The sequence below is a fragment of the Crenobacter luteus genome, assembly GCF_004345725.1.
Classification (GTDB): Bacteria; Pseudomonadota; Gammaproteobacteria; order Burkholderiales; family Chromobacteriaceae; genus Crenobacter; species Crenobacter luteus.
Genome location: NZ_SLXG01000006.1, coordinates 67,970 through 80,795, shown reverse-complemented (window position 1 = coordinate 80,795; position 12,826 = coordinate 67,970). Strand labels below are relative to the sequence as shown.

Below are 12,826 nucleotides of genomic sequence, written 5' to 3'. Positions count from 1 at the left end.
ATGAAGATCCGGCCCGAACGGCCCGAGGACGGCGCGGCAATCCGCGCCGTGCTGTGCGCCGCGTTCGCCGAGCAGCCGAGGAGCCGCCACGACGAGCACCTGCTGGTCGACGCGCTGCGCGCGGCCGGCGCGCTCTCGCTCGGCCTGGTCGCCGAGGAGGGCGGCGAGGTGATCGGCTACGTCGCGTTCAGCCCGGTCACCGTCGCCGGCGTAGCCTGCGGCTGGTACGGGCTCGCGCCCTTGGCGGTGCGGCCCGACCGGCAGCGCCGCGACGTTGGCCGAAGCCTCGTCAAGGCCGGCCTCGCCGCCTTGCGCGAAGCGGGCGCCGCCGGCTGCGTGCTGCTGGGCGAGCCCGGGTACTACGGCCGTTTCGGCTTCGCGCGCCGCGTCGGGCTGACGCTGCCGGGGGTGCCGCCGGCGTTTTTCCTCGCGCTGGCCTTCGAAGATTCGCAGCCGGTCGGCGAGGTGGCGTACCATCCCGTTTTTGACCGCTGCAAGTGAGCTGACAGGAGTTCTCACCGCATGAAAGTTCTCGTTATCGGCGGCGGCGGCCGCGAGCACGCCATCGCCTGGCGTCTGGCGCAGTCGCCGCGCGTCTCCAAAGTGTTCGTCGCGCCGGGCAACGCCGGCACGGCGCTCGACAAGCATCTGACCAACGTACCGGCCAACTCGGTCGAAGAATGGCTGGCGTTCGCCAAGGCCGAAGGCGTCGCGCTGACCGTGGTCGGCCCCGAGGCGCCCTTGGCCGCCGGCGTGGTCGACGCCTTCCGCGCCGAGGGCCTGAAGATCTTCGGCCCGACGCGCGAAGCCGCGCAGCTGGAAGCGTCGAAGGATTTCGCCAAGGCGTTCATGAAGCGCCACGGCATCCCGACCGCCGACTACGAGACCTTCTCCGACGTCGCGGCCGCGCACGCCTACATCGACAGCAAGGGCGCGCCGATCGTGATCAAGGCCGACGGCCTGGCGGCCGGCAAGGGCGTGGTCGTCGCGATGACGCTGGAAGAAGCGCACGCCGCGGTCGACGACATGCTGTCCGGCAACAAGCTCGGCGACGCCGGCAGCCGCGTGGTGATCGAGGAATTCCTCACCGGCGAGGAAGCCAGCTTCATCGTGATGGTCGACGGCGACAACGTCCTGGCGCTGGCCACCAGCCAGGACCACAAGCGCCTGAAGGACAACGACGAAGGCCCGAACACCGGCGGCATGGGCGCCTACAGCCCGGCGCCGGTGGTGACGCCCGAGGTGCACGCGCGCGCGATGCGCGAGGTGATCCTGCCGACCGTCGAGGGCATGAAGGCCGACGGCCTGCCGTACACCGGCTTCCTGTACGCCGGCCTGATGATCAGCCCGGACGGCACGGTCAAGACGCTGGAATTCAACTGCCGCATGGGCGACCCGGAAACCCAGCCGATCATGGCGCGCCTGAAGTCGGACCTGTCGGTGCTGGTCGAGCACGGCATCGCCGGCACGCTCGACAAGGTCGAGGCCGAATGGGACCGCCGCGTCGCGGTCGGCGTCGTGCTCGCCGCCGAGGGCTACCCGGAAAACCCGAAGAAGGGCGACGTGATCGACAACGTGCCGGACAACACCGACGACATGCTGGTGTTCCACGCCGGTACCGCGTTCAACGACAAGGGTCAGCTCGTCACCAGCGGCGGCCGCGTGCTGTGCACCGTCGGCCTCGGCGAGAGCGTCAAGCAGGCGCGCCTGGTCGCCTACCGCCTCGCCGACCTGATCCAGTTCCCCGGCAAGCAGCTGCGCCGCGACATCGGCAACAAGGCGCTGGCGAAGAAGTAAGCGGGCGCCTGTCGCGCTGTCCGCCAACCTGGCCGAGCCCGTCACCGGGCTCGGCCAAGTTTTTTGCCGCGACGCGCCCAACGGGGAACCTGCGCCGCGTCGGCGTGTTCTGAGCCATTTTGGGCTGACCGGCGCGCCGTGCGGTGCGATAATCCCGTCCCATGCGTTTTCTCAGACAGTTACCCCGCGCCGCGCTGCTGCGCCGCGCCCGCGCCCGCCTCAAGGCCGGCGGCGTGATCGCCTATCCGACCGAGTCCTGCTACGGCCTCGGCTGCAACCCGCTCGACGCGCGCGCCTTGCGCCGCGTGATCGCGCTGAAGGGCCGACCCAACCACAAGGGCCTGATCGTGATCGCGGCCAGCCTCGAGCAGTTGCGCCCGCTCGTCGCGCCCTTGTCGGCCGACGACGAGGCGCGGCTGATGGCGCGCTGGCCCGGGCCGGTCACCTTCCTGTTGCCGGCGTCGCGCCGCGTGCTGCCGCTGCTGCGCGGCCGGCACAAGACGCTGGCGGTGCGCATCCCCGACCACGACGGCGCGCGCCACCTCGCCGCCGCGCTCGGGCCCTTGGTGTCGACCTCGGCCAACCCGGCCGGCCAGGTGTCGCTCAAGAGCGCGCGCGCCTGCCGCGCCACCTTCGGCGAGCGGCTGCTGACGTTGCCGGGCCGCGTCGGCGGCCGGCGCTCGCCGTCCACCATCATCGATTTCGCCAGCGGCCGCGTGCTGCGCTGACCGCCGGCCTGTAAAGGGGACCACCGTGCAAGAACCGTTGTCTATCGTGCAGCTCATCCTCGACGCCAGCCTGATGGTGAAGCTGGTGATGGCCGGGCTGATGCTGCTGTCCGTGCTGTCCTGGGGGTTGATCCTGCAGAAGATGGCGCTGCTGCGCCGCGCACGCCGCGAGGCCGAGGCCTTCGAGCGCAACTTCTGGAGCGGCGCCGACCTCAACCGCTTGTACGAGGACGCCGGCCGCCGCGACGGCGCGCCCGGCCTCGAGAAGATCTTCACCGCCGGCTTCGGCGAATTCCTCAAGCTGCGCCGCCAGGGTGCCAGCGCGTTGTCCGACGTGATGGACGGCACGCGCCGCGCGATGCGCGCCGCCGCGCAGCGCGAGCTCGACGAGCTGGACGCGCACACCTCCTTCCTCGCCACCGTCGGCTCGGTCAGCCCCTACATCGGCCTGTTCGGCACCGTGTGGGGCATCATGCACGCCTTCATCGGCCTCGGTAACGCCGGCCAGGCGACGCTCGCCACCGTCGCGCCCGGCATCGCCGAGGCGCTGATCGCGACCGCGATCGGCCTGTTCGCCGCGATCCCGGCGGTAGTCGGCTACAACCGTTTCTCCTACGACGTCGACCGGCTGGCGACGCGCTTCGACACCTTCATGGAGGAGTTCTCCAACATCCTGCAGCGTCTGGCGACCCGCCCGGGCGCCTGAGCGCCGGCCGTCGTCCGCGCGGGCGGCGGCCATGTCATTGCCATTGCCGCCGCTCGGCGGCACACTGCCCCCTTTTCCGCAATGTCGTCCGTCGCCGGCCCAGGCCGGCGGCGGGAACGGGTGCCCGCTTCGTGACTCCTTCCTCCCCCCTGCGCCCGCTGCTGGTCGGCGCCGCGACCGCCGCCATCGCCGCCGTCGCCTGCCTCGCCTTGCTGACCGGGCAGGCGCATCTGCAACAGCGCGAGGCGCTCGAGCGCCAGCGGCACCTGACGCGCAGCCAGCTGGCGGTGACCGCCGAGCGGCTCGAGTCGCTGCTGAAGATGGCGGCGGTGCTGTCGAACGGCCTCGCGGCCCACGTCGTGGCCGAGCCGGCGCTCGACCAGGCCGGCTTCGAGCGTTATATCGCCGAGGCCGCGCGCGGTCAGGACGATTTTCGCAGCGTGTTCCTGCTGCGCGACAACGTGCTCAGCCACGCCTGGCCGTACCGCGACAACCGCCGCGCGCTCGGCGTCGACCTCGCGCGCCACCCGGCGCAGGGCGCCGCGGTGCGCGAGGCGATGCATACCCGCGCGCCGGTGCTCGACGGCCCGGTCGCGCTGATCGAGGGCGGCAGCGCGATGATCCTGCGCACGCCGGTCTACCGCGCCGGTCGCTACTGGGGGCAGATCTCGACCTTGGTCGATACGGCGCGGCTCGAGCGCATCGTCGGCCACGCGCGCGACGCGACGCGCATCGCGCTGGCGACGCGCCAAAGCCGCTTCGCCGTCGGGTTGTTAGCCGGCGACGCGGCGGTGTGGCGCGCCGAGCCGCTGACGCGGCGGCTGCGCTTCGGCGCCGAGGAGTGGGAGCTGGCCGCGGTGCCGGCCGGCGGCTGGGTCGCGACCGGCTTCGCGCCGGCGCCGCGCCACGTCGGCCTGGCGGCGGCCTTCGGCCTGTTGTGCGGGCTGGTCGGCGCCGCGGTGCTGCGCCTGCGCCAGGGGCGGCAGCGCCTGGCCGCCGAGGCGGCCGAGCGCGAGCGCGCCGAACGGCGCCTGTCCGACAGCGAGACCCGCTACCGCGCGGTGATCGAGGCGATGAGCGAGGGGGTGGTCATCCTCGACGACGCCGGCGCGGTCGTCTCGTGCAACCCGGCCGCGTCGCGCATCCTCGGCCTGGACGAAGACGAGCTGCTCAGCCTGGCGCTCGACTCGATCGACTGGGAGGCGGTCGACGAGGAGCGGCGCACGCTGCTGCGCGCGGCCTGGCCGGCGGCGGTGACCCTGGCCGAGGGGCGCGCCGTCTACGGCCGCGTGCTCGGCCTGCGGACCCGGCCGGACGCGCCGCTGCGCTGGCTGGCGGTCAACAGCGTGCCGCTGCGGCTCGACGGCCGGCGCGCGGTGCTGACGACCTTCACCGACCTGAGCGAGGTGCAGCGCGAGGCGCAGGAGCGGCGCGCGCTCTTGGACGGCGTCGCCTACGCCGTGGTCGCCACCGACGAGACCGGCGTGATCCGCACCTTCAACCCGGCGGCCGAGGCGCTGTTCGGCGTCGCCGCCGCCGACGCGGTCGGCCGGCTGACGCCGCTGGCCTTCCTCGGCCGCGGCGAGCTGGCCGCCTACTGCGGCCGTGCCGACCCGACGCCGGTCGCCTTGCTGGACGCGCACGCGCGCGAGACGGGGGCGCGCGACTGGCGCTACCGCCGCCCCGACGGTCGCGTGCTGACTTACAGCATGCGCGTGACCGCGATCGCCGACGACGGCGGCGAATGCCTCGGCTACGTCGGCGTCGGGCACGACGTGACCGAGAAAAGGTTGGCCGAGCGCTCGCTCAGGCTGTCGGCGCAGGTGTTCGACGCCAGTTCCGAGGCGATCGTGATCGCCGACGCCGACTGGCGCATCGTCTCGGCCAACCCCGCCTTCACCCGCATCACCGGCTACCGCGCCGACGAGCTGCCGTCGGGCCTGCCGGCGCTGCTGGCGACCGGCCGCCACCCGCCGGCCTTCGTCGGCCTGATCGGCGAAATGCTGGCGCGCGAAGACGGCTGGCAGGGCGAGGTGTGGAACGCGCGCAAGAGCGGCGAGGCTTTCCCGCAGTGGCTGTCGCTGTCGGCGGTACGCGACGACGAGGGCGAGATCGCCCACTACGTCGCGGTGTTCACCGACATCAGCCGGCTCAAGGCCGACGAGGCGCGCATCCGCTTCCTCGCCCACTACGACCCGCTGACCGAGCTGCCGAACCGCGCGCTGCTCGAGGAGCGCGCCGCGCAGGCGCTGCTGCTGGCGCAGCACCGCGGCCACCACCTGGCGGTGCTGTTCATCGACCTGGACCGCTTCAAGGCGGTCAACGACTCGCTCGGCCACAGCGCCGGCGACTGCCTGCTGCTCGAGGTCGCGCGCCGGCTCAAGCGCGTCGTCGGCGACACCGACACCGTCGCACGCCTCGGTGGCGACGAGTTCATCATCATCGCCGGCGAGCTCGAGGGCCGCGAGGCGGCGCGCGCCTTGGCCGAGGCCTGCATCGCGGCGCTGGCCGACCCGGTGACGGTGCAGGGCCACGCGGTGCACACCTCGCCGTCGATCGGCATCGCGCTCTACCCGGACGACGCCGACAGCGTCGCCGACCTGGTGCGCCACGCCGACGCGGCGATGTACCGCGCCAAGGCCGACGGCCGCAACACCTGCCGTTTCTTCGAGTCGGCGATGAGCGAGGACACGCTGTCCAACATCCTGCTCGAGACGCGCCTGCGCCGCGCGATCCCGAACGGCGAGCTGCGCGTCCACTACCAGACGCAGCACCGGCTCGCCGACGGCGCGCTGACCGGCTACGAGGCGCTGGTGCGCTGGCAGCATCCGGACGACGGCTTCTTGATGCCGGCCGCCTTCATCCCGCTGGCCGAGGAGACCGGCCTGATCGTCGAGCTGGGTTTCTGGGTGATCGATGCGGTGCTCGCGCAGCAGGCGGCGTGGCGGGCCGAGGGCCGGCCGCTGGTGCCGGTGGCGGTCAATATCTGCGCCGCGCAGCTGCGGCGCGCCGACTTCCTGCCGCGCGTGCGCGGCGCGCTGGCGCGCCACGGCGTCGAGGGCAGGTATCTGGAGCTGGAGGTGACCGAGTCGATGCTGATCGACGAGCCGGAGGCGGTGATGACGCTGTTGTCGGCGCTGCGCGAAGACGGCGTGACGGTGGCGATCGACGACTTCGGCACCGGCTACTCGAATATGGCCTACCTGAAGCGGCTGCCGATCGACACGCTGAAGATCGACCAGTCCTTCGTGCGCGACCTGCCGGTCAGCCGCGAGAACCAGGCGATCGTGCGCGCCATCATCCAGCTGGCCGACGCGCTGCAGATGACCACCCTGGCCGAGGGGGTCGAGAACGAGGAAACGCGCCGCTGGCTGGTCGACGCCGGCTGCGACCTCGGCCAGGGCTACGGCTTCGCGCGCCCGGTGCCGGCGGAGGCGCTGGCTACCGTCGTCGCGGCCTGACTCAGGCCTCGTCCGGCCCCAGCGGCGGCAGCCGCGGCGGGACCGGGGTGTCGACGACGATCGAGGTCTTGGTGTCGCCGTACTGCATCAGCTTGCCGATCAGGTCCTGCAAGGCCGGCATCGCCGGCAGCGCGGCGCGGATCAGCAGCGCGCTGGTGCCGGTGATGGCCACGCATTCGACCACCTCGGGCATGCCGCGCACCCGGTCGAGCACGGTGCCGTACTCGCGGTGCTTGACCGTCAGCTCGATCATGCACTGGATGGGCATGCCGATCCGCGCCGGGTCGATCGCGACGTGGTAGCCGGTGATCACGCCGGCGCGCTCGAGCTTCTCGACGCGGTCGGCCACCGCCGGCGCCGACAGGTTCACCCGGCGTGCCAGTTCGGCGAAACGGATGCGCGCGTTTTCCGACAGCGCGGCCAGGATCTTGCGGTCGTATTTGTCCAGTTGCATTTCGAAAGTGCCCGGGGTCCAATCCCTTGGAAAATAAGACAAAATGGCGATCAAACCAATCGATCATTATTATGGGCTCGTGGTCGATTGTATACAATACACGCCATCTCGAAGCCTGTCCGGAGCTTGTTGCCTCTTGTTTCCCGGCGGCCTCGATTGGGGCTGTTGTCTCTGGCTGCGCGTTCTGCCTACCGGTGCAATGGTTCTGGCGATCTCTTTGTCCCTGGTCTTTAGTCAGGTTTGACCAAACGACCTTCCGGGTCCGCTCTGCCGAGCGGGCCCGTTTTTTTTGCGCTCTCGCGCCGTTCGCGGCGCGCCTCGCGCGCGCTGGCTGTCGCGGTGCAAAACATGTCATATTTCTGTAACCGCCCGTTTTTATCCTTGCCACAGTTTCTAAACGGGGTCACACCATGCCTGCCAACATTCTGCTGGTCGAAGACGAGCCTGCGATCCAGGAATTGATCGCCTTCAACCTCACCCAGGCCGGCCACCACGTGCTGCGCGCCAGCACCGCCGAGGCCGCGCTGACGCTGGTCAAGAACGCCTTGCCCGACCTGGTGCTGCTCGACTGGATGCTGCCGGGCGCCTCGGGCGTCGACATCGCCAAGAAGCTGAGGGCCGACGAGCGTACCCGCCACGTGCCGATCATCATGCTGACCGCGCGCTCGGACGAGCAGGACAAGATCGCCGGGCTCGAGAGCGGCGCCGACGACTACATCACCAAGCCGTTCTCGCCGCGCGAATTGCTGGCGCGCATCAAGGCGGTGCTGCGCCGCCGCGCGCCGCAGATGACCGACGACGCGGTCGAGGTCAAGGGCCTGCGGCTGGATCCGGTCACGCACCGCGTGTCCGGTCACGAGAACACCATCGACCTTGGCCCGACCGAGTTCCGCCTGCTGCACTTCTTCATGACCCACCCGGAGCGCGTGCATTCGCGTTCGCAACTGCTGGACCAGGTGTGGGGCGACCATGTGTTCGTCGAGGAGCGCACCGTCGACGTGCACATCCGCCGCCTCAGGAGCGCGCTCGAGCCGACCGGCCACGCGAGTCTGATCCAGACCGTGCGCGGCACGGGCTACCGCTTCTCGACCCAGGCGTGAACCATCTTGCGTGAATTCCTGCAGCGCACCCTGATCGGCGCCCTCGTCGTCGCCTTCCTGTCGCTCCTGGTGTGGGGCGCGCTCGGCGCGGTCGAGGCCTTGTCGCTGGCGCTCTTCTGCGTCCTGCTGTGGCTGGCCTTCCACCTCTACCACATCGCGCTCTTGCTGCGCTGGCTCCGGCACCCGGGCTCGGAGCGCGTGCCGGACGGCTTCGGTTCCTGGCATATGGTGTTCATGACGCTCTACCGCCAGGCGCGCGCGCAGAGCCAGAACAAGAAGAAGCTGACCAACGTGCTCGAGCGTTTCATCAGCGCCGGCGAGGCGATGCCCGACGGCGTGGTGGTGCTCGACGAGCACGACCGCATCGAGTGGCTGAACCCGTCGGCGGTCGAGCATCTGGGCCTGAACCGCAAGGAGGACGTCGGCAACCAGATCCTCAACCTGGTGCGCCAGCCGAACTTCCACGCCTACATGGCGGCCGACAACTTCTCGCAACCGTTGATCCTGCGTTTTGTGCAGCCGTCCGAGCGCGTGCTGGCGATCCAGCTGGTGCCGTTCGACTCGACGCGCAAGCTCTTGTTGTCGCGCGACATCACGCAGCTGGAGCGCGTGCAGACGGTGCACCGCGACTTCGTCGCCAACGTCTCGCACGAACTGCGGACGCCGCTGACGGTGATCGGCGGCTTCCTCGAGACCTTCGCCGACATGGACGAGCCGGACCCGGCGATGCTCAAGCAGTTCATGCCGATGATGCTCGAGCAGACGCGGCGCATGCAGAGCCTGGTCGAGGACCTGCTGACGCTGTCGCGGCTCGAGAACAGCCCGAAGGCGGTGCCGAACGAGAAGGTCAACATGGACGAGCTCTTGGCGACCTTGCGCACCGAGGCCGAGGGTCTGTCGCAGGGCCGGCACAGGATCGTGTGCGAGCAACGTTCGCGCCGCTGGCTGTGGGGCAGCGAGAACGAACTGCACTCGGCATTCGGCAACCTGGTGTCGAACGCGATCCGCTACACGCCCGAGGGTGGCACGGTGACGCTGGCGTGGCGCGACTGCGGCCAGAAGGCGGTGTTCTCGGTGTCCGACACCGGCATCGGCATCCCGCGCGAGCACATCCCGCGGCTGACCGAGCGCTTCTACCGCGTCGACCGCGGCCGCTCGCGCGGCAACGGCGGCACCGGGCTGGGGCTGGCCATCGTCAAGCATGTGCTGGCGCGTCACCACGCCAAGCTCGAGATCGCCAGCGAGCCGGACAAGGGCAGCACCTTCAGCGCGGTGTTCGGCGCCGAAAGGTTGGCCGAGGCCGAGAGGCTCGGCCAACCTTGACGGCAAACGCCTGTCGAAGCCGAGGGGGCTCCGGCTTGGCCGGCCGCGCCGCCCGCGTTACGATGACAGGACAATAACGACCGCCACCGGGATATCGCCATGAACCGTTTGCAAGCCATCCGCCCGTTCGGCCAGCGCATCTGGCTGGACAACCTGTCGCGCGAACTGATCGCCTCGGGCGAGCTCGCCCGCCTCGTCGCCGAGGACGGCATCGCCGGCGTCACCTCGAATCCGACCATTTTCCACAAGGCGATCAGCGGCGACGCGCGCTACCAGGACGAGCTCGTCGCGCTGAAGGTGCGCGCGCTGTCGGCCGAGCAGGCCTACGAGGCGCTGGTGGTGCCCGACGTGCAGGCCGCCTGCGACCTGTTGGCCGAGCAGTACCGCGCGACCGACGGCGCCGACGGCTACGTCAGCCTCGAGGTGTCGCCGCTGTTGGCCGACGACGCGGCCGGCACGCTCCAGGCCGCGCGCCGGCTGTGGGCCGCCGTCGCCCGTCCGAATCTGATGATCAAGATCCCGGCCACCCCGGCCGGCGTCGTCGCGCTGTCGCACCTGATCCGCGAGGGCGTCAACGTCAACGTCACGCTGCTGTTCAGCCTCGCGCAGGTCGAGGCGGTGTGGAGCGCCTACATCGCCGGCCTGTCGGCGCGCCACGACGACGGCGCGCCGATCGCGCATGTGCGCGCGGTCGCCAGCTTCTTCCTGTCGCGCATCGACAGCGCGATCGACGCGTCCTTGCCGGCCGCCTTGCAGGGCCGTGGCGCGATCGCGCTGGCGAGGACCGCGTACGCGCGCTACCGCGAGCGCTTTGACGGCGCCGAGTTCGCCGCGCTCCGTGCCGCCGGCGGCCATCCGCAGATCCTGCTGTGGGCGAGCACCGGCACCAAGAACCCGGCCTACCGCGATACCTTGTACGTTGAAGAGCTGATCGGCCCGGAGACGGTCAACACCGTGCCGGACGCGACGCTGGCCGCCTTCCGCGACCACGGCGTGGCGGCCGACGCGCTGTCGGGCGCCGACTTCGCCGCCGAGCGCCAGACGCTGGCCGACATCGCCGCCGCCGGCGTCGACTGGGAGGAGCTCGGCGCGCGGCTGCAGCGCAACGGCCTCGCGCTGTTCGTCGAGTCCTACCAGGCGCTGCTGAAGCTGACCGCCTAGGGCTGCGCGCCCTGAGGTGACAAGGGGACGGCTAGCCGTCCCCTTCGTGTTTGCGGCGGCGCGACCGCAGCCACGGCAGGTAGACGAGCGCGTTGACGGCGAGCACGGCGATGCCGAGCGCGAGCTGGTGGCCGGCGGCGAGGCCGTCCGGGTAGATCAGCGCGACCAGGTAGTGTTCGACGAAGCCGCCGGCGTAGCCCGCGTCGCCGGCGGCGCGGCGCAGCGCGTTCTCCAGCGGCGTCAGCGGGCAGACGCCCTGCGTCAGCTCGACCGTCACCCCCCAGGCGACGGCCGGCAGGTGCAGCCAGGCTAGCCTCGGCCAACGTCGCACCGCCAGCCCCCCGAGCAGCACGAAGACGATGAAGGCGAGGTGGACGACGAGCACCGCGTCGGCGGCGAGCCGCCAGCCCATCGCGTTCAGCCCTGGCGGCGCGCCGCCATCCGCCGGCCGGCGGCGGCCATCTCGTCTTCGGACAAGTGGCGCGCGGCCAGCGGGAACAGCCACGCCTCCTCGAACGCGGCGTGCGCGCGGTAGCCGTCGACGTAAGCCTCGACCAGCCCGACCGGCAGCGCCACCGCTTCGCCGGCGGCGACGCGTTCGAGCGCGACGCGCAGAACCTGCCATTGCGCGACGAAGCGCGCGTGTTCGTCCCGCAGCCGCGCGAGCGCCCCGGCCGCCTCCGGCGCGCGCGCGGCGATCAGCGGGAACAGCTCGTCTTCTTCGTCGCGGTGGTGCTGCGGCCCGGCCTGGTCGAAGTAGCGCAGCACGGCGCGCGCCGCGTCGGCCGCCTCGGCGTCGGCGCCGTGCGCGGCCAGGTGGGCCGGCAGCGCGGACAGCATGGTGCAGAAACGGCGGATCTTGTCGTGGCAGGCGGCGAGCATTTCCAGCGGCGCGTCGAAGGACGGCGCGGGGCGGGGCAGGGCATCGGTCAGCGGCATGGCGGCGGCTCTACAAGGTTGATGAGCCCAGTGTAAGCCTTTGCCGCGTCGCCGCCAGCGTCTTGCGTCAAGCTTGGCCGAGGCGCCCCGCGCGCGCCCTTTTGCGTTACGCTGTGGGCTGTCCGTTCAATCCGCCCGACTCCCATGAAAGACATCGCCCAAGACATCGGCCGCGCCACCGTCGACGCGGTGGTCGCCGACTTCTACACGCGCGTGCGCGCCCACCCGCGGCTGTCGATCCCGTTCGCGCGCGTCGCCGACTGGCCGCGCCACGAGGCGCACATCGCGCATTTCTGGTGGACCAGCCTCGGCGGCGAGCGCTACCTCGACGTCGACTACCGCGTCGGCCCCAAGCACGTCGAGGTCGGCGTCACCGACGCGCTGCTCGACGACTGGCTGGCGCTGTTCGCCGCGACGCTGGCCGACCACCTGCCCGACGAGCTGGCCGCGCCGTGGTACGAGCGCGCCGCGCGCATCGGCCAGTCGCTGCTGTTCCTGGCCGCCTTCGCCGGGAATCCGCACGGCGGCGCCCCGGGAGGGCGGGCATGAGCCTGACCCTGAACGCCGCCGGCTGGGTCGAGCCGGCGCGCCACATCGCCAGCCCGAACTGCGACGACTACCCGGACGGGGCTCGGCCGACCTTGCTGGTGGTGCACAACATCAGCCTGCCGCCGAACCAGTACGGCGGGCCGGGCGTCGAAGAGCTGTTCACCAACACGCTCGACCCGGCCGAGCACCCGTACTACGCCGGCATCGCGCACCTGAGGGTGTCGGCGCACTTCTTCATCCGCCGCGACGGCGAGCTGGTGCAGTTCGTGCCGGTCACGCGGCGCGCCTGGCACGCCGGCGCGTCGAGCTTCGGCGGCCGCGAGCGCTGCAACGACTTCTCGCTCGGCGTCGAGCTGGAAGGCTCCGACTTCGAGCCGTTCAGCGACGCGCAGTACGAACGCTTGGCCGAGCTGGCCGCGCTCTTGCGCCGCGAGCTGGGCCTCACCGACGTCGCCGGCCATTCAGACATCGCGCCGGGCCGCAAGACCGACCCCGGCCCCTTCTTCGACTGGCGCCGCATCCGGCCGCTGTTCGAGGCCTAGGCCGGCCCGGGCCGGCACGGTTGGCCGAGCCGGCAAACGAAAAGACCGCCCGGGGGCGGTCTTTTT

At 71.1% G+C, this 12,826-nt stretch carries 13 protein-coding genes; 10 read left to right on the top strand and 3 right to left on the bottom strand.

Going from position 1 to position 12,826, the window contains the following annotated elements:
- The 5 genes from EV683_RS05580 (at position 1) to EV683_RS14695 (ending at position 6,692) form a co-directional block, all read left to right on the top strand.
- Positions 1-501: a GNAT family N-acetyltransferase gene (locus EV683_RS05580; RefSeq protein WP_131862118.1), complete on the top strand. Its 501-nt coding sequence runs from the start codon at positions 1-3 to the stop codon at positions 499-501.
- 21 nt (positions 502-522) lie between these two features.
- Positions 523-1,797 (top strand): phosphoribosylamine--glycine ligase, encoded by a 1,275-nt coding sequence (gene purD / locus EV683_RS05575; RefSeq protein ID WP_066611125.1) that lies wholly within the window; start codon positions 523-525, stop codon positions 1,795-1,797.
- A gap of 161 nt (positions 1,798-1,958) precedes the next feature.
- Complete coding sequence (locus EV683_RS05570; RefSeq protein WP_131862117.1) at positions 1,959-2,525, top strand: L-threonylcarbamoyladenylate synthase; 567 nt, start codon at positions 1,959-1,961, stop codon at positions 2,523-2,525.
- 25 nt (positions 2,526-2,550) lie between these two features.
- A complete protein-coding gene (tolQ, locus tag EV683_RS05565; protein WP_207910405.1) occupies positions 2,551-3,231 on the top strand; it encodes a protein TolQ in 681 nt (226 codons plus the stop codon).
- A 131-nt stretch (positions 3,232-3,362) separates the two neighbouring features.
- Positions 3,363-6,692 (top strand): bifunctional diguanylate cyclase/phosphodiesterase, encoded by a 3,330-nt coding sequence (locus EV683_RS14695; RefSeq protein ID WP_131862116.1) that lies wholly within the window; start codon positions 3,363-3,365, stop codon positions 6,690-6,692.
- A gap of 1 nt (position 6,693) precedes the next feature.
- Here EV683_RS14695 and EV683_RS05555 read toward each other — a convergent pair whose 3' ends face one another.
- Positions 6,694-7,146 (bottom strand): Lrp/AsnC family transcriptional regulator, encoded by a 453-nt coding sequence (locus tag EV683_RS05555; RefSeq protein WP_231879838.1) that lies wholly within the window; start codon positions 7,144-7,146, stop codon positions 6,694-6,696.
- A gap of 410 nt (positions 7,147-7,556) precedes the next feature.
- On the opposite strand from EV683_RS05555, the gene phoB reads away from it, so the two are divergent.
- From phoB to tal, 3 genes are all read left to right on the top strand, one after another.
- Positions 7,557-8,246 (top strand): phosphate regulon transcriptional regulator PhoB, encoded by a 690-nt coding sequence (gene phoB / locus EV683_RS05550; RefSeq protein ID WP_066611137.1) that lies wholly within the window; start codon positions 7,557-7,559, stop codon positions 8,244-8,246.
- A gap of 6 nt (positions 8,247-8,252) precedes the next feature.
- Positions 8,253-9,569: a phosphate regulon sensor histidine kinase PhoR gene (gene phoR / locus EV683_RS05545; RefSeq protein ID WP_131862115.1), complete on the top strand. Its 1,317-nt coding sequence runs from the start codon at positions 8,253-8,255 to the stop codon at positions 9,567-9,569.
- Positions 9,570-9,668: 99 nt separating this feature from the next.
- Positions 9,669-10,730 carry a transaldolase gene (gene tal / locus EV683_RS05540; RefSeq protein ID WP_131862114.1) on the top strand — a complete coding sequence of 354 codons (1,062 nt, stop codon included), beginning with the start codon at positions 9,669-9,671 and terminating at the stop codon, positions 10,728-10,730.
- A 31-nt stretch (positions 10,731-10,761) separates the two neighbouring features.
- Here tal and EV683_RS05535 read toward each other — a convergent pair whose 3' ends face one another.
- Positions 10,762-11,142, bottom strand: coding sequence for a DUF2784 domain-containing protein (locus EV683_RS05535; RefSeq protein ID WP_131862113.1), 381 nt, complete (start codon positions 11,140-11,142; stop codon positions 10,762-10,764).
- A 5-nt stretch (positions 11,143-11,147) separates the two neighbouring features.
- A complete protein-coding gene (locus EV683_RS05530; protein ID WP_131862112.1) occupies positions 11,148-11,669 on the bottom strand; it encodes a hemerythrin domain-containing protein in 522 nt (173 codons plus the stop codon).
- Positions 11,670-11,813: 144 nt separating this feature from the next.
- Between EV683_RS05530 and EV683_RS05525 the strand changes: the two genes are divergently transcribed.
- A complete protein-coding gene (locus EV683_RS05525) occupies positions 11,814-12,218 on the top strand; it encodes a group III truncated hemoglobin (RefSeq protein ID WP_131862111.1) in 405 nt (134 codons plus the stop codon).
- A complete protein-coding gene (ampD, locus tag EV683_RS05520) occupies positions 12,215-12,760 on the top strand; it encodes a 1,6-anhydro-N-acetylmuramyl-L-alanine amidase AmpD (protein ID WP_131862110.1) in 546 nt (181 codons plus the stop codon). Before EV683_RS05525 ends, ampD begins: the two co-directional genes overlap by 4 nt.
- Positions 12,761-12,826: the final 66 nt, after the last annotated feature.